This window comes from Methylobacterium sp. M6A4_1b, from assembly GCF_053345175.1.
The window spans coordinates 68,813-91,669 of sequence record NZ_JBKEZQ010000002.1 but is presented as its reverse complement, the minus strand read 5'-3'; the positions used below and the strand labels follow the sequence as shown (position 1 = coordinate 91,669).

Sequence of the window (22,857 nt, the reverse complement as noted above, 5' to 3'; positions counted from 1 at the left end):
GCCTTCCGGCCAAGTCCTCGTTTTTGGCGAAGTCCTCCTTACCGGCCAAGTTTTTCGCCGCGCGCCTTTATCGCAGCGGGCGTGCACCTATCTGTCATCACGCGTCGCCCGGGGATCGCTCGCGGGTGCCGGTCTGCTGCCCAGGAGTTCAACATGCGTTCAGGTGTCGTCACCACGGCGGGGCCGGTCAGGACTTGGCTGAGCCGGGCGCGGATCGCGGTCGCCGCCCTCGCGCTGGGCACCACCCTGACAGGCTGCGGGGCCATCAACCGGGTTCCGACCCTGGAGGAGCGGGCCAAATCCTCCTGGAGCGAGGTGCAGAACCAGTACCAGCGCCGGGCCGACCTGATCCCGAACCTCGTCGAGACGGTGAAGGGCTACGCCCAGCAGGAAAAGGACGTGCTGATCGGCGTCACCGAGGCGCGGGCCAAGGCCTCCAGCGTCAAGGTCGATGCCTCCACGGTGAGCGATCCGCAGAAGTTCAAGGAATTCCAGGACGCCCAGAATCAGCTCTCCGGCGCCCTCGGTCGCCTGCTCGTCACGGTGGAACGCTACCCCGACATCAAGTCGAACCAGAACTTCCTCGCCCTGCAATCGCAGCTCGAAGGCACCGAAAATCGGATCGCCGTCGCGCGCCGGGACTACATCGCGGCCGTCCAGGACTACAATACCGAGGTCCGCACCATCCCCGGACGCTGGATCGCGGCCTGGTTCTACCCGGAGGCGAAGCCGATGGAGACCTTCACGGCGACGCCCAATTCCGAGCGCCCGCCGAACGTGAAGTTCTAGCCCGCCATGGGCCGTCCGCGCCCGGGACGCGCCGGAGCGTTCTCCGGGCGGCCTCCCGCCGTCCGGCTTTCCGCGGCGCACCTGCTGCTGGGTCTCTGGCTGGTCTTCGGCCTCACCCTCGTTCAGGCCCGCGCCGCCGAGCCCACCTTCCCGACCCTGACGGGTCGGGTCGTCGATGCCGCCGGCATTCTGAAGCCCGACGAGCGGGCGGCGCTGGAGGCCAAGCTCAAGGCCTACGAGGACAGGACCTCGGACCAGGTCGTGGTCGCGACGGTGCCGGGCCTGCAGGATCGCACGGTTGAGGACTATGCCAACCGTCTGTTCCGCGCCTGGAAGCTCGGACAGGCCAAGACCAACAACGGCGCCCTGCTCCTCGTCGCCCCGACGGAGCGCAAGGTCCGGATCGAGGTCGGCTACGGACTCGAGGGCGCCCTGACCGACGCCCTCACGAAGGTGATCATCACCACTGCGATCACGCCGCGCTTCAAGACGGGCGACTTCGCCGGCGGCATCAACGCGGGCGTCGACGCGATGCTGTCGATCCTCGCCGGCGATGCCGAGGAATGGCACCGCAAGGCCGAGATACGCAGCGACGAGGCCGATCCCGGGCACGTGATCGTCTTCATCGTCCTGTTCTTCATCATCCTCTTCGTCGTCTATCGGATGAACCGTGGGCGACGGGGCGGCGGAGGCGGGTTCATCATCCTGCCGGGACCGTCCTCGGGTGGCTGGAGCGGCGGCGTCTCGGGCGGCTTCGACGGCGGCGGGTTCTCGGGCGGCGGCGGCTCGTCGGGTGGGGGAGGGGCATCCGGTGACTGGTGAACGGCGTCCCTTTCTCGATGCGGCGGCGCGGACGCGGATCGGAGAGGCGATTCGCCGGGCCGAGACCGAGACGGCGGGCGAGATCGTGGTGCTGGTGGCCGCCCGCGCCGGGGTCTACCGCTCGGCGCCGCTGCTGCTGGCGCTCGCTGCCGGCCTCGCCGTCCCGTGGCCCCTCATCGCGCTGACCCCCTGGAGCGCGGCCGCGATCGCGCTCGCGCAGGTCGCCGTGGTCCTGCTGACGCTGCTCGCGGGTCTCCATCCCCGAATTCGATTGGCCCTGGTGCCGCGGGTGATCCGCCGCGAACGGGCGCACGAGCAGGCCCTGCGCGAGTTCACCACCCGCGGACTCAGCCGGACGGAGGGGCGGACCGGCGTGCTGATCTACGTGGCCCGGGCCGAGGGCCATGCCGAGATCGTCGCAGACCACGGCGTCGCCGCGCGCGTCCCGCCAGCCGCCTGGGCCGGCGCGATCGAGACTCTGCTGGCGGCCCTGCGGCGCGGCGAGGCGGAGGCGGGACTGACCACCGTCGTGGCCCAGGTCGGCACAATCCTGGCCGGACCGCTTCCGCCGGAGGCGCGGCCCGTGGACGTCCTGCCGAACCGGGTGATCGAACTCGACTGACGATCGGCCGGCCCTGCAACTTCCGGTGACAACTCCGGACTGTGTTATTCAAACCCTAACGATTGAAACGCCCCGCCTCTGGCTCTTCCGCAAAATTTGCGCGAGAAGATCCCTTGACGATCTGCCATCAAGGACAGGTCGCTGGAGCGAGACGTCATGAGTGCGGTATCGAAGCACGGGCCCTGGGCCCTCGTGGGAGCGCTGGGGGCTGCCGCCCTCGCCATCGTCGCGACGACGCGCGGCGAGACGGTCAATGCCCTCTGGATCGTCGTTGCGGCGGTGTGCGTCTACCTGATCGCCTACCGCTACTACTCGCTCTTCATCTCCTCGAAGGTCATGCGGCTCGACGACAGCCGCCAGACCCCGGCCCACGTGCACAACGACGGCCTCGACTACGTCCCGACCAACCGCAACGTGCTGTTCGGCCACCACTTCGCCGCCATCGCCGGTGCCGGGCCGCTCGTCGGCCCCGTGCTCGCCGCGCAGATGGGCTACCTGCCGGGCCTCCTCTGGATCCTGGCAGGCGTGGTCCTGGCCGGCGCCGTGCAGGACTTCATGGTCCTCTTCATCTCGATGCGCCGGGACGGCCGCTCGCTGGGCGAGTTGATCCGGGCCGAGCTCGGCACCATCCCGGGCATCATCGCCCTGTTCGGCACGTTCATGATCATGGTCATCCTGCTGGCGGTGCTGGCGATGATCGTCGTGAAGGCCCTGGCCGAGAGCCCCTGGGGCACCTTCACCGTCGCGGCGACGATCCCGATCGCGATGCTGATGGGCCTCTACGCCCGCTACATCCGGCCCGGAAAGGTCGGCGAGGTCTCGATCATCGGCTTCGTGCTGCTGATGCTGGCGATCGTCTACGGCGGCAACGTCGCCGCCGATCCGTACTGGGGTCCGTTCTTCACCTTCACCGGCACCCAGCTCTGCTGGCTGCTGATCGGCTACGGCTTCGTCGCCTCGATCCTGCCGGTCTGGCTCCTGCTCGCCCCGCGCGACTACCTCTCGACCTTCCTCAAGATCGGCACCATCATCGGCCTCGCGCTCGGCATCGCCTACGTCGCCCCGCACATGCAGATGCCGGCCGTCACCAAGTTCGTCGACGGGAGCGGACCGGTCTGGGCCGGATCGCTGTTCCCGTTCCTGTTCATCACGATCGCCTGCGGCGCGGTCTCGGGCTTCCACGCTCTGATCTCCTCCGGCACGACGCCGAAGCTGATCGACCGTGAGTCCGACGCCCGCTTCATCGGCTACGGCGGCATGCTCATGGAGAGCTTCGTGGCCGTGATGGCGCTGGTCTCCGCCAGCGTGATCGAGCCGGGCATCTACTTCACCATGAACTCGCCGGCCGGCCTCGTCGGCACCACGCCGGAATCCGCGGCCGCCGCGGTCACGAAGCTCGATCCTGCCTTCGCCATCACGGCGGAGCAGATCGCCCAGACGGCCAAGGACGTCGGCGAGCACTCGATCATCTCCCGCGCCGGCGGCGCGCCGACCCTCGCGGTCGGCATGGCCCACATCATCTCCTCGGCCATCGGCGGCAAGGCGATGATGGCGTTCTGGTACCACTTCGCCATCCTGTTCGAGGCGCTGTTCATCCTGACGGCCGTGGACGCCGGCACCCGCGCCGGGCGCTTCATGCTGCAGGATCTGCTCGGCCTCGTCTCGCCGCGGTTCAAGGACACGACGGCCTGGGCGCCCAGCATCCTGGCCACCGCCATGTGCGTCGGCGCCTGGGGCTACTTCCTCTACCAGGGCGTCACCGATCCGCTCGGCGGCATCTACACCCTCTGGCCGCTGTTCGGCATCTCCAACCAGATGCTGGCGGCCGTGGCCCTGACGCTCGCCACCGTGGTGATCTTCAAGATGAAGCGCGAGCGCTACGCCTTCGTCACGATCATCCCCACCGTCTGGCTCTGCGTCTGCACCCTGACGGCGGGCTGGCAGAAGATCTTCTCGGCGGACCCGAAGATCGGCTTCCTCTCCCATGCCGACCGCTTCTCGGCCGCCATCGCCGAGAACAAGGTGCTGGCGCCGGCCAAGAACATGGCCGACATGCACAAGATCGTCTTCAACGATCGGATCGATGCGGCCCTCGCGGTGATGTTCGTCGGCCTCGTGCTCGCCATCGCCACGTTCGGCATCATGGCCTGCGTGAAGGCCTACCGGGCCGATCGCTGGACCGCCCTGGAGAGCGGCGGCCCGGCCGTCGTTCCCGCGGAGTAAGCCTCATGGCGCTGTCGTCGACCGAGTTGCGGGACCGTCTCAAGACCTTCTCGAAATGCGTCTGCGACGGCGCCCGTCTGATGGTGGGGCAGGGCGACTACGAGGCCTATGCCGCCCATATCCGCAGGACCCATGCGGATCAGGAGCCCATGAGCGAGCGGGAGTTCTTCCGGAACCGGGAGAACGCCCGCTTCGGCGTCGGCAATCGCAACGGCTTCCGCTGCTGCTGACCGCTCCCGTCCGTCATCCTGGCGGGCGTTATCCAAGCTCGCAGCCCCCCGCCCGTGGCGCCGGCAGCGCCGCGCCGCATCCACCTGGAGCGCATCGCCAGGGATGGCGACCATGGCGTCGTCGCGACCTTCCTGCGCAGCCATTCCATGACCCGGGAACGGGTGCAGCGGATCTGTACCCTGACTGGCTCCGCGACCACCGACCGGCCCATCCTGACGGGTCCGGACTGGGCGTTGCTGAAGGGTATCTGCGGGAACGGCCCGGCCACATCGGCCCCTGAAACAGACGGCGACGTCAGGGTCCAGGCCGCCGGTTTACACCCGGAAACAAAAAACTCGGGCCGAGACCTCGATTGCGTCGCGTCGTCACGGCTACAGAGGAGCCGGTGGCATGCGACCACCGTGGTACACCAGCGTCGGCGCGATCGCGTGGGAGCCCCATGGGCCTCGTTCAGTATGCTCTGAAGTTCCGCATCACGATCTACGTCCTCGCCGTGCTGATGATGCTCGGCGGCGCCGCGGCGGTCGTGGTCGCGCCCAAGGACGTGCTGCCCACCGTGGATATCCCGGTGGTCGTGGTGGTGTGGACCTATAACGGCCTGTCGACCTCCGAGATGGAGCGTCGCATCACCACCTACGCGGAGTTCTCGCTCTCAAACAACGTCAACAACATCGCCCGGATGGAATCCACGACCCTCCAGGGCACGGCGATCCAGAAGATCTACTTCGACGGCGCGGTGAGCATCGATCTCGCCATCGCGCAGGTCGTCTCGGCGATGAACTCGATCCGGGCGACGATGCCGCCCGGCGTGCAGCCGCCCATCGTGCTGCGCTTCTCCGCCTCCTCGGTGCCGGTGATCCAGCTCGCGCTCTCCTCCGACCGCGAGAGCCTGACCAAGGTCTTCGATTACGCCCAGTACCGCATCCGCCAGCGCCTGACGCAGGTGCCCGGTTCGACCCTGCCGTCGCCCTTCGGCGGCACGCCGCGCCAGATCATGGTCGACCTCGACCTGCACGCCCTTCAAGCCCTCGGGCTCACGGCGCTGGACGTCACCAACGCCGTCACGGCGCAGAATCTCACGATTCCCTCCGGCCTCGCCAAGATCGGTGAGCAGCAGTACCCGGTGCAGCTCAACGCTTCGCCCGAGGCGATCGAGGCCCTGAACCAGATCCCCATCAAGGTGGTGGGCGGTCAGCCGATCCTGGTGCGCGACGTCGCCAACGTGCGCGATGGCGGACCGCCGCAGGTCAACATCGTGCGTGCCGACGGCGTGCACTCGGTGCTGATGCGCATCTTCAAGAACGGCACCGCCTCGACGCTCGACGTGGTCAACAACGTCAAGAAGGCTCTGCCTGACATTCAGGCCGCCGCCCCCGAGGGCATGAGCCTCAAGCCGCTGTTCGACCAGTCGGTCTTCGTCTCGGCCGCCATCGAGGGCGTGATCCACGAGGCGATCATCGCGGCGGGCCTCACCGGCCTGACCATCCTGCTGTTCCTCGGCTCCTGGCGCTCCACCATCGTGGTGCTGGTCTCGATCCCGCTCTCGATCCTGACCTCCCTCGCCATCCTGGCGGCGCTCGGCGAGACCATCAACGTGATGACCCTCGGCGGCCTGGCGCTGGCGGTCGGAATCCTGGTCGACGACGCCACCGTGGCGATCGAGAACACCTACCGGCTGTTCGAGGAGGGCGAGCCCTTCCGGAAATCGGTGGTGGAGGGCGCCGCCGGCATCGCCAAGCCGGCGCTGATTTCGACCCTGTCCATCTGCGCCGCCTTCGTCTCGGTCTTCGCGCTGACCGACACGCCGAAATACCTGTTCACGCCCCAGGCCCTGGCGGTCGTGTTCGCGATGCTGACCTCCTACGTCCTGTCGCGCACCCTCGTCCCGGTGCTGATCGACGTGCTGGTGGCCCGGGAATACGATGCCAAGCATGGGGAGGGCGCCGAGCCGCGGCGGGGACGCGTCGCCCGCGCCCTCGGCTGGATCGGCGGCCCGGTCTTTCGCCTGGCCGGCTGGTTCCGACACGGCTTCGAGGCGCGGTTCGCACGCTTCCACCGCGGCTATCTCGGCCTGCTCCACGTCGTCATCGCCCGCCGCGCCGCGACCCTGACCCTGGTGGCCGTCGTCTTCGCCACCACGGCCGGGCTCTTCGTCTTCGTGGGGCAGGACTACTTCCCCCAGGTCGCCTCGAGCCAGATGACCCTGCACCTGCGGACCCGGCCCGGCATGCGCATCGAGACCGCCGAGCAGGTCTTCGCGCAGGTCGAGAACGTCGTCCGCGAAGTGATCCCCCAGGGTGAGATCGACCAGATCCTCGACAATATCGGTCTGCCGGCGAACAACTACAACTTCGCGTTCTCTGACGGCTCGTTCGTCGCCTACAACGACGGCCAGATGCTCATCAACCTCAAGGAGGGGCACGGCTCGGTGGCCGACTACACCAAGCGCCTGCGCGAAATGCTGCGCGAGCGCTTCCCCGATGTGGTCTTCTACTTCCAGCCCTCGGACATCATCACCCAGATCCTGAACTTCGGAACCCTGGCGCAGATCGACATCCAGGTTTCCGGCCGCAACACCGCCAAGGACCTGGCGGTGGCGCAGAACATCGTCCGTCGCCTGAAGAGCGTGCGCGGCGCCGTCGACGTGCACCTGCACCAGATCGTCGGCACGCCGCAATTCTTCGTGGACGTCGACCGGCGGCTCGCCTCCGAGCTCGGGCTGACCCAGCAGCAGATCGCGCAGGGCCTGAACGTCTCGCTGTCGGGTTCCTTCCAGGTCACGCCGAACTTCTGGACCGACCCGAAGACCGGCATCCCTTACCAGTTGTGGGTGCAGACCCCGGAATATCGAAACGACTCGCTCACGGCGCTGCAGAACACGCCGCTCCTGGTCAATGGCGGTGCCGATGCGCCGGGCGTGCTGACGCTCCTCTCCAGTGTCTCCACCATGCGCCGCGAGGGCTCGCAGACGGTGATCAACCACGTCAACACCCAGCCGACCTTCAACGTCTACGCGGCGGTGCAGGACAGCGACCTCGGCTCCGTGTCGAAGGAGATCCGCAAGATCATCGCCGACGAGCAGAAGGCCCTGCCGGCGCCCGACAAGATCACGGTCCGCGGGCAGATCGAGAACATGGAATCGGCGTTCTTCCGCCTCCAGGTCGGCCTCGCGATCGCCCTCGTGGCGGTCTATCTCCTGATGGCGGTGAACTTCCAGAGCTGGGGCGACCCCTTCGTGGTGCTGGCCGCCCTGCCGCTCGCCTTCTGCGGCATCGTCGCGAGCCTGTTCATCACCGGAACGACGTTCTCGATTCCCTCACTCTTCGGCGCGATCATGTCGGTGGGTATCGCTTCCGCCAACTCCATCCTGCTGGTCACCTTCGCCAAGGAGCATCGCGAGGCGACCGGATGCGGCGCGGTCGAGGCGGCGCTGCTCGCGGGCGAGACCCGCCTGCGGCCGGTGCTGATGACCGCGAGCGCGATGTTCCTCGGCCTGATCCCGATGGCCCTCGGCACGGGCGAGGGGGGTGAGCAGAACGCCGCGCTGGCCCGGGCGGTGATGGGCGGCATCGCGGTCGGCACCCCGGCGACGCTGCTCTTCGTGCCGTTCCTGTACGCGCTTCTGCGCCGGGGCGATGTCAAGCCGTTGGAGGATTACGCGTGAGCCGTTGGCGGGTCTTGGGCGTTGCCGGCAGGGTAAGGCCCGGTTCGGGGATGGGACAGCCGTGATGCATCAGACCCATGACCCGTCCGACATCCCGCCGCCGCCCGGCAAGGCGCCGTTCCTGATCGCCGCGGTGGCCGCCATCGGCCTGCTCGCCTGGGGCGGGTACGGCCAGATGGAGCGGCGCGCCGCCGCCTCCGAGACCCAGCGCAAGATGAACAGCTTCGTGCCGATGGTGCGCACCGCCTCCGCGGAGCGGGCGGACAAGCCGATCGACATCACCCTGCCGGGCCAGACCGACGCCTTCGCCAAGGCGGCCCTCTACGCGCGCGCCACCGGCTACATCGCCGAGCGCCGCGTCGACATCGGCAGCCGCGTCCGCCAGGGCGACATCCTGATGCGCATCGCCGCTCCGGATCTCGACCAGCAGCTGGCCCAGGCGGAAGCGCAGACCGGGCAGCTCGAAGCCGCGCTCCTGCAGGCCAAGTCCATGGTCGACCAGGCCAAGGCCAACGTGAACCTCGCCAACGTCACCAACAACCGAACCACGACGCTCGCGGGCCAGGGCTGGGCCTCGAAACAGAACGCGGACAACTCCCAGGCCAGCGTGCTCAGCCAGGCCGCGACCCTCGCCTCGGCGGAGGCCGGCGTGAAGGTGGCCCAGGCCAACATCAAGGCGCAGGCGGCCACGGTGGAGCGCCTGCGCGCGCTCACCGGCTTCAAGGACATCATCGCGCCCTTCGACGGCGTCATCACCCAGCGCGGGGTCGATGTCGGCGACCTCGTGCACGCGGACGGAACGGGGACGGCGCTGCTCTCTATGGACCGTGACGACATCCTGCGCGTCTCGGTCAACGTGCCCCAGAACGTCGCGGTCGGCGTGAAGCCCGGCGTCGATGCCACGATCAAGGTGCCGCAGATCGCCGACCGGACCTTTTCCGGCAAGGTCGAGCGCAGCTCCGTGGCGCTGCTGACATCGTCGCGCACCCTGACGACCCAGGTCGACGTGCCGAACACGGACGGCGCCCTGCGGGCGGGGCTCTACGTCTACGTCACCCTGAAGGTGCCGCGCACCGAGCCCAACGTGCGCGTGCCGGCCGAGAGTCTCGTCTTCAACCAGCGCGGCACGCAGGTGGCGGTGGCCCGCGACGACGGTACGGCGCAGTGGCGCACGGTGACGATCCGGCGCGACCTCGGCACGACCGTCGAGCTCGGCCAGGGGCTGGAGGGCGGCGAAGAGATCGTGCTCAGCCCGCCCGCCGACCTGCGCGACGGCCAGAAGATCGAGCGCAAGCCGCCGGCGGGGGACGGCAAGCCGCTGAAGTCGGCCGCCCGGTAGCAACACCTTCACACGCACCGCGCCGCACGTTTCTTCGGCCGAAATGGGCCGGTGTCACGGGGCCATCGGCTTCCCCGGCCGTTTCGAATCGATGGAATCCGGAGAAGCGTAGCCCTGCACATCGAAGGGCGCATCGACCGCGACGATCCCGGGATCGTTCACCCGCGCCATGGGCTCGGCGGTCGGACGGCAACGCCAGCGTGTTCGCGGCACGCGACCCGGACCTCGCCGCGCGCGCCCTGCTTCTTCGTCGCGTCACCACCCGCTCGATCCTTGCCGCCCTCCTCTTCGAGACCGGCGGCATCGCCGTGCCGGGGGGCCGACCCGCCTCCGGGGCTCGGTTCCGAACGCTCCCTTCCCGCGGACAAGTGCACCGCCGGTCGCGACCTCACCGATGTCCGACCCGTCGGAGACGTTGCCTTCGGTGGACCCTTCGCCGTGAACGGCGGCGGCATGGGACGGGATGGATCCGGCGAAGTCGTCCACCCATCCGCCGACGCGGATCGATGGGGTTCGCTCGAATTCGGACCCTTCGCCTTCGTAGCCCGGTGCCCGGCGGGTGATCTCGCATTCTTTTCGACCCATCGATTTGCCTGGACGCCGGAGGGCCGCGCCGCCGGCGTAACCGTGCGCGACATCGGCGTAGACGAACAACGAGGCCTGCCCATCGCGGTCTCAGGCTTCGCGACAGTTCGGCGAAACCGAACGATCCGCGCGGGCTTCGCGTCGGACGTCTGCGCGCCGTGGTGTCGATCGTCGGAATCTGCCACCTCGTCGGACACCACGAGGCGGGCAGGTCGATCGCGTCGGCAGACTGGGGCAGGAGGAGAAGACAGGTTGGGCTTCATGAAGTCAGCGAGCGGGCCTCGTATCCGACACGTCCTGCTGCTCGTCCTCAGTCTCGTGTTCGTCGCGGCCGGAATCGGGATGATCGTCACCGGAGCGGATGGCGGCATCACGGCGACGGCGTTCTTCGGAATCTGCGCAGCCATCGCTGCCTGGCAGTTGTGGCCGGCCCTGCTCGAGACGGAGACCCGCTCCGCCGACGCGCTGCTCGCGCGCTACCCGGGTCCCGTCGTCCTGCGCGCCTCGAAGCGCAAGCTCCTCGTCCTCGCCGCTCTGTCGGCCGCCTTCGGCGGGGTCATGCTCTGGACGCTGCTGTACGAGGCGATCCCGATCGCCGCCCAGGTGCTGGTCTGGCCGGGCGTGGTACTGTTCCTCGGTGGTGCGCCCCTGATGATCGTCATTGCGATCCGGGGTTCGGCGCTCCACCTGGACGGGGTGGGCCTGACGATCGTGCAGGCCGACCGCGTGCGGCGGGTGGGCTGGCACGATGCCAGCGGATTCACTGCGGTCGCGGTGTCCCGCGCAGCGCAGCGGATCGTCATGTTCGACGACGCCAGTGCCGAGGACACACGCCTCGCGGCGATGAACCGCAAGCTCACTGGACGTGGCATGGGCCTCCCGGACACGTATGGATTGGATCCGGATGCCCTCGCGGAGTTGCTGACGGCGTGGCGTATGCGGGCAGTCTCGTGCCCGCTCCACCACCTCCCCGGCGCGGATCGGACCTGACTCACGAAAGCTCCGCGGCGGTTCACGAGCCCCTGCGCAGCCGGGCGGGCCGCCATCGGATGATCGCCCGCGCGCCCGCAGGTGGTTGCGTGAAGCGAACCCGGCGTGGACAAGGCGGTCCCGGCGTTGCCCCGGCGACCCGCGATGGACCCCACATGCCGGCTCAAGCTCCCAGCGAGATCGCGAATGGCGCGCGCTTCGCCTCGATTGCCGCTGCCATCACCTGCGTCGCGGTGGTCGGGATCGGCCTCAGCCTGACGATCCCGCTGCTCTCCATCGAGATGGAGCGCATGGGGGCCTCGAGCACCCTGATCGGGGTGAACACCGCGGTCGCCGGCCTCGCGGCCATTCTCACGGTGCCGTTCGTGCCGCGCCTCGCCGCCCGCCTCGGCGTCCTGCGCCTGCTCGTCGGCGCCATCGTCCTCGGTTCGCTCTGCCTCGTCGCCTTCAAGCTCCTCCAAGGCATCGCCTGGTGGTTCGTGCTGCGCTTCGTGTTCTCCACGAGCCTCGGTGCCCTGTTCGTGCTTTCCGAATTCTGGATCAACGCGGCGGCCCCGCCGGAGCGCCGCGGGCTGGTGATGGGCATCTACGCGACGGTCCTGGCCCTCGGCTTCGCGGTCGGACCGGCCCTGCTCGCTGTCTTCGGCACGCAGGGCTACGCCCCCTATGTCGCCGGCGCCGGCCTGTTCCTCGTCGCCCTGGTGCCGCTCCTGCTGGCCCGGGACCTGTCGCCCGTGATCGGTCATGGGCGTGGACGGTCCTTCCTCGCCTATCTGCGCCTGGCTCCCGCCGCCACCGTCGCGGCGCTGGTCTACGGCGCGGTGGAGACCGGTGGCTTCGCGATCCTGCCGCTCTACGGCCTACGCCTCGGCTACGACGCCGAGACGGCGGCCGGGCTCGTCAGCGCGCTGGCGTTGGGCAACGTCATGTTCCAGATCCCCTTCGGCTGGCTCGCCGACCGGGTGGACCGCCGCCTCGTGCTGCTCATGGCTGGCCTCGGCGGCGCGCTCGGGTCGAGCCTGATCCCGCTTGCCTCCGCCTCGTTCCCCGCATTGCTGGTCCTGCTGTTCCTGTGGGGCGGGATCGCCGGCACGCTCTACACGGTCGGCCTCGCCCACCTCGGGGCGACGGTGCGGGGACCGGAGCTCGCAGGCGCCAACGCCGCCTTCGTGGTGCTCTACAATGTCGGCCTGATGCTCGGTCCGCCGATCATCGGTGGCGGCATGGACCTCGCCCCGCCCCAGGGCTTCGCCTACAGCCTGTGCCTGCTGTTTCTCGGCTATGCGGCGGTCGTCGCCCTGCGCATCGTCCAGCATCCCAAGCATGATGCGCCTTGACGAATCCCGGCCGATGAGGCAATCACCCGCCGGTATTCAGCCGGCCCACGCCGGCCCTTTTGCGTTTCGCTGATGCGGAATGCCGCGATCACAGGAGCGCCGCGTCCATGGCCAAGGCCGTCACCGTTAAAGTCAAGCTGATCTCGACCGCCGATACGGGTTACTTCTACGTCACGAAGAAGAACTCACGCACGCAGACCGAGAAGCTGTCGATGAAGAAGTACGACCCCGTCGTGCGCAAGCACGTCGACTTCAAGGAAACCAAGATCAAGTAAGCCCGACGGCGCGATCCCGCGCCGCAGAGGTGTCTGAAGGGCCGTTTCTCCGGGAGGGGAAGCGGCCTTTTCGTTTGGGCCACGGGACGGTTGATGTGCCGACCCGTTCGGGCGATGGAGAGCCTTCGGCGCCCCCACCTGCAGGATGAGTTCATGGCAGACGATCCGGACCGCACCTTCGACGTCGATCTGTTCGTCATCGGCGGCGGCTCCGGCGGCGTCCGCGTGGCCCGCATCGCCGCCGGGTACGGTGCCCGGGTCCAACTCGCCGAGGAATACCGGGTCGGCGGCACCTGCGTGATCCGCGGCTGCGTGCCCAAGAAGCTCATGGTCTATGCCGGGCGCTTCGCCGACGACTTCGCGGATGCCGCCGGCTTCGGCTGGTCGGTGCCCGAGCCGCGCTTCGACTGGAGCATTCTGAAGGCCCGGCGCGATGCGGAGGTGGCGCGGCTCGAGGGCATCTACGATGCCAATCTCGGCCGGGCCGGCGTCTCCGTCGTTCCCGAGCGGGCCGTGATCGAGGATGCGCACACGGTGCGCCTCGTCGGGTCGGACCGCCGCGTCACGGCCCGCATCATCCTGGTCGCGGTCGGCGCCCAACCGGTCAAGGAGCCGCTGATCCCGGGCGCCGAGCTCGCCATCACGTCGAACGAGGTCTTCGACCTCGAGACCCTGCCCGAGCGCATCCTCGTGGTCGGCGGCGGCTACATCGCGGTGGAGTTCGCCGGCGTCTTCGCGCATCTCGGCAGCCGCACGACGCTGCTGCACCGGGGCGACCGGCTGCTGCGCGGCTTCGACGACGAGATCCGCGACGCCCTGGGCGAGGCCTATGCCGAGCGCATGGACCTGCGCCTCGGCCGGACGGTGGAACGCCTCGACCGGACCGATGGCGGCATTCGCGTCACCCTCGACAACGGCAGCGATCTGGAAGTCGATCAGGTGCTGACCGCGACAGGGCGGCGGCCGAACATCGCCGGCCTCGGCCTCGATCGAGTCGGAATCACGCCGGATGCGCGCGGCGCGATTCCCGTCGACGCTTTTTCGCAGACCTGCGTTCCGTCGATCTACGCGGTGGGCGACGTCACGGACCGGGCCGCGCTGACGCCGATCGCGATCCGCGAGGGGCACGCCTTCGCCGACACCGTGTTCGGCGGCAAGCCCTGGTGCGTCGATCACGGCCTCATCCCCACCGCCGTCTTCTCGACGCCGGAGATCGGCGTCGTCGGCCACAACGAGGACGTCGCGCGCAAGCTCTACGGCGCCGTCGACGTCTACCGGTCGAGCTTCCGCCCGATGAAGGCGACCCTATCCGGCCGTGCGGAGCGCGTGCTGATGAAGGTGGTGGTCGATTGCGCGAGCGACCGGGTCGTCGGCGTGCACGTGCTCGGGCACGATGCCGGCGAGATCATCCAGGCGGTGGGCATCGCGGTCACCATGGGCGCCACCAAGGCGGATTTCGACCGCACCATCGCGGTGCATCCGACCGCCGGCGAGGAACTCGTCACGATGCGCAGCCCCGTGGTGACGAAGCACCCGGTGGGCGTCGGCTAACGGCCCGGTGAGCGAGGCTCCCGCGCCCGATACGTCTCGGCGCTACATCTTCCGCCGGCGCGTCATCGGCAAGAACGCGCGCAACGACAGGATTCGCTACCGCGCGACGTTCCTGAACACCATCGGCACGTCCCTGGTGATGCTGGGCTTCTTCCTGCCCGGCATCCGGCTCTACGACCGCTACGACTATCGCCTGACCCAGGACGAGGCCCTGGACGTGATCTGGCATTACTTCCAGACCGAGCCCGGCGTCGCGAGCCTCGGTGCCCTCACCCTAGGCTTTGCCCTGCACTTGATCGCCATCGGGCATCTCGGCAAGCTGGAGGATTGACCGCCGGTCAGCCCGGCGGCCACTTGAAGTCGTCGGCCCGGCCGGGTTGGGACACGGGCGCGGCGCCTCGCACGAGGGTCCGCTCGACGGTGCCCGACGGATCTGGATCGCGCGGGCGGCCGCTGATGAGGGCTCCACCGGGCGTGACCTCGGCCCGCCCGAGGGGCAGGACGGGTCCGGCGAGGGGCTTGACCGGAAGCGCCGGAATACCCGGCGGCTCGGGCAGGCTCGGCAGCATCGCGGTGATCTGCCGGTCGATGGCGGCCGCATCGTCGAGCTTGGCCGTCTCGCCCTCCAGTGACGGCTGCGGCGCCGCCACGGGGGCCGCGAGCGACGGCTGGGCCGGGGGCGTGCCGGCCCCCATCATCCGCTTCAGTTCGACGTCGGCGAAATGCGCCATCTTGCGCGCGCCCGCCTTGGTGAAGTGCACGCCGTCCGCAGTGCGCAGCTTCGCCTCCTGCCCTTCGAGATCGGGACCGGTCGCCGTGTAACGATTACGATCGTCGACGAAGCCCGGCCAGATATCGACGTAGGTCTGGCCGGCCTTGGCAACGCGCTCGCGGAAGATGTCGTTGATCGCTGCGATGTCCTTCGTCAGGGATTCGCTGCGCATGGGCGGCGCCCCGACCCAGATCAGCGGGATCTTGGCCTCGCCGAACACCCGGATCAGGGCATCGACCCGCTCGGCATAGAGGGTGCGCCAGCGGTCGCTCAACGGGTCGAGGGTCTGGTCGCCCTCGCGGAGAGGCTGACGATCGTTCGAACCCAGCATGACCACGGCGTAACTGGTCTTCGGGTTCGCCTTCAGGAACTCCTCGGCGGCCTTCGGCCAGTCGACCACGTCCTTGCGCACGAGGCCGCTATCGGCCTTCGAGCGATCGACGACGCCGATCTCGGTATTGTCCTCGAAGACGTTCGAGAGGCCGCTGCCGAGGTGGCCCGCGAGCGTGTCGCCGAACACCGCGATGCGGGTCGTCGGCTCGACCTTCGGGATGGCGGGCTTCGGCTGGGCGACGACCGGAGCGGGGCGGGGGCGGCGGCGGACGGCACGTCCGTCATCGTGACCCGAGCGCCCATCATCGGCGTAGCCGCGATTGCGCGGCGGCGCTGGCCGGACACTGGGCACCGGGGCGACCTGGGCCGGCGCCGGGCGGTCCTCCCAGGGCCAGTAGAACTGACGCGGCGCCTCCTGCGGCGGCGCCGGCGGCGCATAGCGCCGGTTCGCCTGCCGTGCTCCGTAGCCGTCGTCGCTCCGGTAATAGTCTCGCGCCCGCCGGCGCGGTGACGAGTAGTCGCCGCCCCGCGGCGCATCGTAGGAATCTCCCCACTGCGCATGGGCCGGCGCGGCACCCGCGACGAGCAGGGACAATCCGGAGAGGAAACACCAGGCCGCGCGCGATGCCGGCAAGGTCATGGGACGCCTCGATCGATCAGACCGGAGTACCGGTCGGGTGCCGTCACCTTAGAGGAGGATGCGGCCGAGGTCTAAGGGCGGCGCCGGAGGTGCTCAAGCAGCGCCGGCGTGGCGTAGCCGTCCGCCGGCAGACCCTCGGCGATCTGGTACTGCCGCACCGCCTCGCGCAGCTTCGGCCCGGCGCGCCCATCGGCCTCGCCCGCGTAGAGCCCGCGCCCGGCGAGGCCGGTCTGGAGCGCCTGCAGCCCGGCCTTGTCGAGGCGGGCATCCCGCACGGGCCAGGGCGCGGCCAGGGCGGGTCCGCCGGCCAGACGGTCCGCCAGATGTCCGACCGCCAGGGCGTAGGAATCCGATGTGTTGTAGGCGCGGACCACCTCGAAATTGTCGGTGATCAGGAAGACCGGTCCGCCGAGACCGCCGGGCAGGAACAGGCTGCCCGGGCCTGCGCCGGGCAGGGCTTCGCCGTCGGCACGCCTGACGCCGCGCTGGGCGAAGTCCGCGAGGTTCCCGCGATAGCGCGCGAGGTCGAACCCGGGCGGCAGGATCACCTCGTAGCCCCAGGACGGGCCCGTGTTCCAGCCCAGGGCCTTGAGGTAGGCAGCGATGGAGGCGAGGGCATCGGCCTCCGACCCCCAGATGTCCCGATGCCCATCCCCGTCGAAGTCCACGGCATGGGCCAGGAAGCTGGAGGGCAGGAACTGCACCTGGCCCATGGCGCCGGCCCAGGAGCCCTTCATCCGCTCCGGCGTGACGTCGCCGCGCTCCAGGATGGTGAGGGCGGCGAGGAGTTCGTCGCGAAACAGGGTGCCGCGAAACCGCGCCTCCGCCAGGGTCGCGAGCGCCCGGATCGTCGGAACGCTGCCGGCGCTCGTTCCGAAATCCGATTCGACGCCCCAGAAGGCCAGCACGATCCACCGCGGCACGCCGTAGCGCGCCTCGATCCGCGCGAGGAGCGGCGCGAGCCGCCTGGCCTGAGCCTGGCCTCGGGCGATCCTCCCGGCCGAGACGGCGCCCACCAGATAGTCCCAGACGGGCCGCCCGAACTCGCCCTGCTTACGCGTGCGGGCGAGGATGTCGGGATCGGGTCCGGAGATCCCCGCGAAGGCGGCCGAGAAAGTGTGGGGCGTGACGCCACGGGCCTCGGCATCCGGACGCAGCGCGGCGACGAAGGCGGCGAAGCCCGGCTTCGCCTCCATCGTCGCGGCGGCCGGGGTCGATGCGGCGCCCGCGGCCTCGGCGGGACAGGCTCCGAGCAAGCCGGCGAGGACGACGAGCGTCCAGCGCCTCACGTGCGGTTGCGCCGGGTCAGGGCCTCTTCCCAGGCGAAGGCCTGGGCGACGATCTGGTCGAGGTCGTCGTTCTGCGGGGTCCAGCCGAGATCGCGGATGCGCTGCGCCTCGGCGACGATCTGGGCGGGATCCCCCGGCCGCCGCGGCGAGAGGCGAACCTCGAAATCGCGGCCCGAGACGCGCTTGACCACCTCGATCACCTCCAGAACCGAGTAGCCGCGGCCGTAGCCGCAGTTCAGGGTCAGGCTCTCGCCGCCGGACCGGAGGTGGTTGAGCGCCACGCGATGGGCCTCGGCGAGGTCGGAGACCTGGATGTAGTCGCGCAGGCACGAGCCGTCGCGGGTCGGATAGTCGGTCCCGTAGACCTCCAGATGGGTCCGCTGACCGAGCGCCGCCTGCGTGGCGACCTTGATCAGGTGGGTGGCGTTCGGCGTCGATTGCCCGGTCCGGCCGCGCGGGTCGGCGCCGGCCACGTTGAAGTAGCGCAGGACGACGTAGGAGAAGCCGTGGGCCTTGGCCGCATCGGCGATCATCCACTCGCTCATCAACTTGGAGCGTCCGTAGGGATTGATCGGCGCGGGCAGCAGATTCTCCGGCACCGGCACGACCTCCGGCTCGCCATAGACAGCCGCCGTCGAGGAGAAGATCACGTGCTTGACCCCGCAGCGAACCGCGGTTTCGATCAATGCCCGCGTCTTTACGGTATTGGCCAAGTAGTAATGCAGCGGATCCGCGACCGAATCCGGCACGACGATCCGCGCGGCGAAGTGTGCGATCGCATCGATACGGTGCTGAAGGATGATTTCCGTGACCAGAGACTGGTCCGCGACATCGCCGACGACGAGCTTGACCTCGGGAGGGAGCGCCCAGTCGAACCCGGTCGAGAGGTCGTCGAGTACGACGACCTCTTCGTGTCCGGCGTCGAGAAGTGCCAGGACCATGTGGCTGCCGATATAGCCCGCCCCGCCCGTGACAAGAACCGCCATGACACCTTCTCCCCAAACGTCTCACCGACGATATATCGGAAATCGAGCTTGTCGGTTATGCCCGTAACGTCGACGCCTCGATCAGCTCTGTCAGTGGAGGTTGTAGCGGGGCGACGTCAATCCATTCGAGGTTCTCCTCACCTTATCCTCGCTACCGGGTCCCGCTTGATGAAACCGATTCGCAAAGCCGTCCTGCCCGTTGCCGGATTGGGCACCCGTTTCCTTCCGGCCACGAAGGCGGTTCCGAAGGAGATGCTCACCGTCGTGGACCGCCCCGTCGTGCAGCACGTCGTCGACGAGGCGCGTGAAGCGGGAATCGAGCATTTCATCTTCGTGACGGGACGCGGCAAGGCGGTGATCGAGGATCACTTCGACGTCGCCTTCGAGCTCGACCGGATGCTGCAGGAGCGGGGCAAGACCGAGGCCTACGAGGCCCTGAAGCGCGACCTGCCGGCCGCCGGCCAGACCAGCTTCACCCGCCAGCAGGCGCCCCTCGGCCTCGGCCACGCGGTGTGGTGCGCCCGCGAGATCGTCGGCGACGAGCCCTTCGCGGTCCTGCTGCCCGACATGCTGAGCCGGGGCTGCATGCAGCAGATGCTCTCCGCCTACGAGCGCCACGGCGGCAACGTCATCGCGGTCGAGGAGGTCAAGCCCGAGGAGACGCACCAGTACGGCATCGTCGGCGTCGGCCAAACCTTCGGTCAGACCTTCGAGATCAACGGCATGGTGGAGAAGCCGAAGGCCGGAACGGCACCGTCCAACTTCATAATCTCCGGACGCTACATCCTCCAGCCCGAGATCTTCGATATCCTCTCGCATGGCGAGACCGGTGCCGGCGGCGAGATCCAGCTCACCGACGCCATGATCAAGCTCGCCAAGGACCAGGCCTTCTTCGGCATGCATTACCAGGGCCGGACCTACGACACCGGCTCCAAGCTCGGCTTCCTGACGGCCAACATCGCCTACGCCCTCGAGCGCAAGGACCTTTCCGACGCCCTCAAGGCCGAGATCGCGCAGCTCTTGAGCGAGCATTAGGGGCGAGGCGCCGACCCGGGAGACGTGACGTTCCGCACTGGGAATCTGCGTTGAACGACGTTCAAAGCCCTTGCATTTTGTGCGGCGCACTTTAGATTGTGCATTGCGGGACCGCGATGGCGTCGCGGTTCAGCAGCCCTTCTTGGGCGTTTCCTCCCTAGACTTAGGGCCGCTCTTCGGAGCGGCCTTTTTTTCGTCTGGTATCCGCTGCGTCACGGCGGCTGCCGGACCGGCCGGCGCCCGGGCACAGCCGTGACAAGGGCGCGGTCAGAATGGGGGCAGGGGAGGGGACGGATCTGCACGCGACCGTGAATCCGGAGGTCGCGGAGCGGGGCTCGGCGTCGTGCCGCAGGGTATCGATCATGCGCCGCGGAGCGGCGCGCGGGCCGGCCGTGCACGGGGCAGCGGTCGGCTCGCGGGTCGACGGGCGCGAAAGCGCCGACGGACTCAGTTCAGGTAGGTGCGGATCCAGTTCGGCGAGAGGACCTCGCCATCCTCGGTGATGATCCAGGGCTGCTTGGCCGGATCGGACAGGGCGCCGGCCGCGGCCTCGATCGCCTCGCGCAGGGTGCGGTAGCGGGCGGGCTGAGCGAGGGGCGCCGGGACCGGAGCGGTACGCCAGATCGTGAGATCGGCGGGGCGTTCCAGGGCTTGGGTTTCCATAGGTCTTGATTCCTTCAATCGTGAGGGTCGTTCCCCGCGATGCCAGATGTCCGGCAAGAGATCTGTACGATCTCGAACCTGAACATTTGCTGCGGGACGTCTATCCGGGTGAATGGAAGCATCTCTAAGGCAGCTTTGAGGTCAATTCAGGCAAGAATGAAACTCACATTCCGGTCCGAACGCTCCCTCCCTCACATAAGGCACGCCGTTGCTGATCAGCGCGCAGAATATGGCTGCTTTTGGACGCCCTCTCGTTTTGTTTTGTCGCTTCGGTCGACACTATCTGGCCGATGTTTATCTTTGGTTGCGTCCGGGTTCCGTGTGCTGTCGCACCCAGATCCATCACGGCACCCATCCAGTTGAAGGGCATTGAGTCACCGCCCAGTTAATGGACCTGCGACGTGATGCGGTTTTCGCAGCATGGTGAAGAGGATGACACATGCCCGATCGGTATCCGCCGCGGCCGGCGGATCGCTTCCTGCGCTGGGCCGCCGGGGCGGCCCTCGTCCTGCTCGCGCTGTTCGTGGCACAGCCCTATGTGACCGGCTTCCTGTTCTCGGCGGAGACCCCTCGGGCGGTCACGGCCCGGGGCGACCTCGCGCCCGCCGAGACGGCGACCGTCGACCTCTTCGCCCGCGCCAGTCCGTCGGTGGTCCACGTCTTCGTCCAGGCCGCGGCCCAGGGGCGGGCCCTGATGGGGGTCGACAGCGAGAACGGCGAGCAGGGTGGTGGCTCGCAGACCGGGACGGGCTTCATCTGGGACGCGGCCGGGCACATCGTCACCAACAACCACGTGGTCGCGGCGGCGGCCCAGGGCGGCGGCTCCATCGCGGTGCGCCTGTCCTCGGGCGAGGTCGTCTCGGCGAGCCTCGTCGGCGCGGCGCCGAGCTATGACCTCGCGGTCATCCGCCTCGGGCGGACGACCGTTCCGCTGCAGCCCCTGGCGGTCGGCACCTCCGCCGACCTCAAGGTCGGCCAGTCGGCCTTCGCCATCGGCAACCCGTTCGGCCTCGACCACACCCTGACCACCGGCGTCATCAGCGCCCTGCAGCGGCGCCTGCCCACCAGCGCGGGCCGCGAACTCTCGGGGGTGATCCAGACGGATGCCGCGATCAACCCGGGCAATTCCGGCGGACCGCTTCTCGATTCCGCCGGGCGGCTCATCGGCGTCAACACCGCGATCTTCTCGCCTTCCGGGGCCAGCGCCGGCATCGGCTTCGCGATCCCCGTCGACGTCGTGAACCGCGTGGTGCCCGAGTTGATCCGCAATGGCCGGACGCGCAATCCCGGCATCGGCATCATCGCGGGGCAGGAGGCCACCGCCGCTCGCCTCGGCATCGACGGTGTCGTCGTCCTGCGCGTCCTGCGGGGCTCGCCCGCGGCCGCAGCCGGCCTGCGCGGGGTCGATCCGCAAACGGGCGACATCGGAGACATCATCGTGGGGGCGGGAGACCGGCCGGTGCACCGCCTCGCCGATCTCACCGGCGCCATGGAGGCGGCCGGCCTCGGTGCCTCGATCGAACTCACCGTGGAGCGAGACGGGCGCACGCGCCGGGTCCGCCTGACCACCACCGACGTGGCGGAGAGCCGCCTCTGAGCCCGCCCCTCGTCAGGGCGCGCGGCGCTCGCTAAAGCGGCGTATCGATCAGCGAAGGCGATCCATGGTCCGGCACCGCTCTCCCCTCGTCGTCCTGCTCTGGTTCGCGGGCGCACTCGCCGCCGGCGTGGCCGAGCGGACCCCGCCGCATCTCTGCCCGGAGAACGCACCGGAGGGCATCCGGCTGCCGCCGCAGCCCGGCTGCGGCACAGCCCGCGCGGGACCGGCGGCACCGGACAGGCAGGGCTTTCGCGACCTCGACGGGGTGAAGCTGCGGGTCGGAGGCCGGGTGAGCGCCGAATACGGCACCGGCCGGTGACGTTTCTCGCCGGTGCGGTCGCGCTTCTCCTGATCTGGTGGTTCGGGCGGAACCTGCGGCTCCGGCATCCCGCCCTGAGCACGCGCGTCCTGCGCCGCGTCGGAGGCTACGTCGCTCTCGCGGGGGCCGGCCTGTTTCTGGTGCGGGGCCGCGTCGAACTCGCGATCCTGTTCGGCGCGGGCGCCGTCTGGCTGCTCGAAGGCTCGGACGGCCTTCGGATACGGGTCCGGGGCCTTGCCGCCCGCTTCGATCCGCGGCGCCTCACGGGCGCGACCATCCGCTTCGACGCGGCCGGGGAGGGAATCGCCCTTGTGGGACCCTATGCGGGTCAGCCCCTCTCGGTGATCCCGCTGCCCGCCCTCGTCGCCTTGTTCGGGCGCGATGCGGAGACGACGCGACGCCTAGAGGCGTATCTCGACCGCCGGCATCCCGGCTGGCGTGTAGACGCTCAGGGAGATCCCGACCCGGGGCCGCGACGCGCGGCGTATCCAGGGGCGATGACGGAGCAGGAGGCCTATGAGATCCTGGGGCTTGAGCGCGGGGCGTCCCTGGAGCAGGTCCGCGCGGCTCATCGAACGTTGATGAAGCGGCTGCACCCCGACCAGGGGGGCACGGCCGAGGAAGCGGCCCGCGTCAACGCGGCCCGTGACAGGCTTAACAACCGACATCGCTGATACTCCACGCGCGTTGCCAGACAGGGAATGTCGAGGGTGCGGACGTCCGGCGATACGAACCGGGCGTACCTGTGCTGTGCCGGGCCGCCCGCGGGCGGCGCCGGTCCCTTGCGAATCCGTC

General features: G+C 69.0%; 20 protein-coding genes. 16 read left to right on the top strand and 4 right to left on the bottom strand.

What is annotated here, in order from left to right:
* Window positions 1–153 precede the first annotated feature (153 nt).
* From ACLBWX_RS02430 to ACLBWX_RS02375, 12 genes are all read left to right on the top strand, one after another.
* A complete protein-coding gene (locus tag ACLBWX_RS02430; protein ID WP_447675507.1) occupies window positions 154–789 on the top strand; it encodes a LemA family protein in 636 nt (211 codons plus the stop codon).
* Between the two features lie 6 nt (window positions 790–795).
* Window positions 796–1,611, top strand: coding sequence for a TPM domain-containing protein (locus ACLBWX_RS02425; protein ID WP_447675506.1), 816 nt, complete (start codon window positions 796–798; stop codon window positions 1,609–1,611).
* Window positions 1,601–2,233, top strand: a complete 633-nt coding sequence (locus ACLBWX_RS02420; RefSeq protein ID WP_447675505.1) for a TPM domain-containing protein — start codon at window positions 1,601–1,603, stop codon at window positions 2,231–2,233. Before ACLBWX_RS02425 ends, ACLBWX_RS02420 begins: the two co-directional genes overlap by 11 nt.
* A 156-nt stretch (window positions 2,234–2,389) precedes the next feature.
* The gene (locus ACLBWX_RS02415; protein ID WP_447675504.1) at window positions 2,390–4,456 is read left to right on the top strand and encodes a carbon starvation CstA family protein; all 2,067 of its coding nucleotides are present in this window, start codon (window positions 2,390–2,392) and stop codon (window positions 4,454–4,456) included.
* A gap of 5 nt (window positions 4,457–4,461) precedes the next feature.
* Window positions 4,462–4,686, top strand: a complete 225-nt coding sequence (locus tag ACLBWX_RS02410) for a YbdD/YjiX family protein (RefSeq protein WP_447675503.1) — start codon at window positions 4,462–4,464, stop codon at window positions 4,684–4,686.
* A 440-nt stretch (window positions 4,687–5,126) separates the two neighbouring features.
* Window positions 5,127–8,351, top strand: a complete 3,225-nt coding sequence (locus tag ACLBWX_RS02405) for an efflux RND transporter permease subunit (protein ID WP_447675502.1) — start codon at window positions 5,127–5,129, stop codon at window positions 8,349–8,351.
* A gap of 64 nt (window positions 8,352–8,415) precedes the next feature.
* The gene (locus ACLBWX_RS02400) at window positions 8,416–9,690 is read left to right on the top strand and encodes an efflux RND transporter periplasmic adaptor subunit (RefSeq protein ID WP_447675501.1); all 1,275 of its coding nucleotides are present in this window, start codon (window positions 8,416–8,418) and stop codon (window positions 9,688–9,690) included.
* An 846-nt stretch (window positions 9,691–10,536) separates the two neighbouring features.
* Complete coding sequence (locus ACLBWX_RS02395) at window positions 10,537–11,265, top strand: hypothetical protein (protein WP_447675500.1); 729 nt, start codon at window positions 10,537–10,539, stop codon at window positions 11,263–11,265.
* Window positions 11,266–11,420: 155 nt separating this feature from the next.
* Window positions 11,421–12,602 (top strand): MFS transporter, encoded by a 1,182-nt coding sequence (locus ACLBWX_RS02390; RefSeq protein WP_447675499.1) that lies wholly within the window; start codon window positions 11,421–11,423, stop codon window positions 12,600–12,602.
* 107 nt (window positions 12,603–12,709) lie between these two features.
* Complete coding sequence (gene rpmG, locus ACLBWX_RS02385) at window positions 12,710–12,877, top strand: 50S ribosomal protein L33 (RefSeq protein ID WP_018044575.1); 168 nt, start codon at window positions 12,710–12,712, stop codon at window positions 12,875–12,877.
* 153 nt (window positions 12,878–13,030) lie between these two features.
* The gene (gene gor / locus ACLBWX_RS02380; RefSeq protein WP_447675498.1) at window positions 13,031–14,428 is read left to right on the top strand and encodes a glutathione-disulfide reductase; all 1,398 of its coding nucleotides are present in this window, start codon (window positions 13,031–13,033) and stop codon (window positions 14,426–14,428) included.
* A 7-nt stretch (window positions 14,429–14,435) separates the two neighbouring features.
* On the top strand, window positions 14,436–14,759 hold the full coding sequence (locus tag ACLBWX_RS02375; protein ID WP_447675497.1) for a hypothetical protein: 324 nt from the start codon (window positions 14,436–14,438) through the stop codon (window positions 14,757–14,759).
* Between the two features lie 7 nt (window positions 14,760–14,766).
* Here ACLBWX_RS02375 and ACLBWX_RS02370 read toward each other — a convergent pair whose 3' ends face one another.
* The 3 genes from ACLBWX_RS02370 to galE all read right to left on the bottom strand — a co-directional run bounded on the left by ACLBWX_RS02370 (window position 14,767) and on the right by galE (window position 18,448).
* Window positions 14,767–16,173: an SGNH/GDSL hydrolase family protein gene (locus ACLBWX_RS02370; protein WP_447675496.1), complete on the bottom strand. Its 1,407-nt coding sequence runs from the start codon at window positions 16,171–16,173 to the stop codon at window positions 14,767–14,769.
* A gap of 71 nt (window positions 16,174–16,244) precedes the next feature.
* The gene (locus ACLBWX_RS02365; protein ID WP_447675766.1) at window positions 16,245–17,369 is read right to left on the bottom strand and encodes a lytic murein transglycosylase; all 1,125 of its coding nucleotides are present in this window, start codon (window positions 17,367–17,369) and stop codon (window positions 16,245–16,247) included.
* Window positions 17,370–17,458: 89 nt separating this feature from the next.
* Window positions 17,459–18,448: a UDP-glucose 4-epimerase GalE gene (galE, locus tag ACLBWX_RS02360; protein WP_447675495.1), complete on the bottom strand. Its 990-nt coding sequence runs from the start codon at window positions 18,446–18,448 to the stop codon at window positions 17,459–17,461.
* Window positions 18,449–18,616: 168 nt separating this feature from the next.
* On the opposite strand from galE, the gene galU reads away from it, so the two are divergent.
* Window positions 18,617–19,483 carry a UTP--glucose-1-phosphate uridylyltransferase GalU gene (galU, locus tag ACLBWX_RS02355; RefSeq protein ID WP_447675494.1) on the top strand — a complete coding sequence of 289 codons (867 nt, stop codon included), beginning with the start codon at window positions 18,617–18,619 and terminating at the stop codon, window positions 19,481–19,483.
* 447 nt (window positions 19,484–19,930) lie between these two features.
* Here the strand turns inward: galU and ACLBWX_RS02350 are convergent, their stop codons facing one another.
* Entirely contained in the window at window positions 19,931–20,146 is a 216-nt protein-coding gene (locus ACLBWX_RS02350; RefSeq protein WP_055953370.1) for a hypothetical protein, read from the bottom strand.
* 439 nt (window positions 20,147–20,585) lie between these two features.
* On the opposite strand from ACLBWX_RS02350, the gene ACLBWX_RS02345 reads away from it, so the two are divergent.
* The 3 genes from ACLBWX_RS02345 to ACLBWX_RS02335 all read left to right on the top strand — a co-directional run bounded on the left by ACLBWX_RS02345 (window position 20,586) and on the right by ACLBWX_RS02335 (window position 22,736).
* Entirely contained in the window at window positions 20,586–21,743 is a 1,158-nt protein-coding gene (locus ACLBWX_RS02345) for a S1C family serine protease (RefSeq protein ID WP_447675493.1), read from the top strand.
* A 64-nt stretch (window positions 21,744–21,807) separates the two neighbouring features.
* Window positions 21,808–22,062 (top strand): hypothetical protein, encoded by a 255-nt coding sequence (locus tag ACLBWX_RS02340; protein ID WP_447675492.1) that lies wholly within the window; start codon window positions 21,808–21,810, stop codon window positions 22,060–22,062.
* Window positions 22,059–22,736 carry a J domain-containing protein gene (locus tag ACLBWX_RS02335; RefSeq protein WP_447675491.1) on the top strand — a complete coding sequence of 226 codons (678 nt, stop codon included), beginning with the start codon at window positions 22,059–22,061 and terminating at the stop codon, window positions 22,734–22,736. The genes ACLBWX_RS02340 and ACLBWX_RS02335 overlap by 4 nt, the downstream gene beginning before the upstream one ends.
* Window positions 22,737–22,857: the final 121 nt, after the last annotated feature.